Here is a 614-nt window from a genome sequence, read left to right on the forward strand (position 1 = left end):
ACCCACGATCAGGTCGAAGCGATGACGCTGGCCGACAAAATCGTGGGTGACGTAAATCATTGTGCTGGACGCCGGTCGCGTGGCGCAGGTTGGGAAACCGCTGGAGCTGTACCACTATCCGGCAGACCGTTTTGTCGCCGGATTTATCGGTTCGCCAAAGATGAACTTCCTGCCGGTAAAAGTGACCGCCACCGCAATCGATCAAGTGCAGGTGGAGCTGCCGATGCCAAATCGTCAGCAAGTCTGGCTGCCAGTTGAAAGCCGTGATGTCCAGGTTGGAGCCAATATGTCGCTGGGTATTCGCCCGGAACATCTACTGCCGAGTTTAAGTCCTTTGCACCTGACATTGTAGAGGGCAGTCGGATCAAAAGCCATGGTGAAACAGACTATAGGTTAGATGCATCTCTGTCGGTATTTGAGTTCACACAAATTATTTTGCGTACGATCTTATTCAGAAATAACCATCTGGTGATGGATAAATACGATCGAGATGCTGATTTTCCTACAGATTTACCGTCTATTCCTGTCCAGCTATGGCAATGGGGTATGCAGCATCGTACAGGTAGTTTAAGGGCTGTGGAGCAATAGCAGTAACGCTACTCGCAACTGCTCTT

General features: G+C 50.2%; 1 protein-coding gene. It reads left to right on the forward strand.

Annotation, left to right across the window (positions count from 1 at the left end; all coding sequences use genetic code 11):
- Positions 1 to 79 precede the first annotated feature (79 nt).
- Positions 80 to 352, forward strand: coding sequence for a hypothetical protein (locus AC0L3J_RS37265; protein ID WP_473350415.1), 273 nt, complete (start codon positions 80 to 82; stop codon positions 350 to 352).
- The last annotated feature ends 262 nt before the right edge of the window (positions 353 to 614 follow it).

This window comes from Bradyrhizobium sp. Kon37, assembly GCF_055807535.1.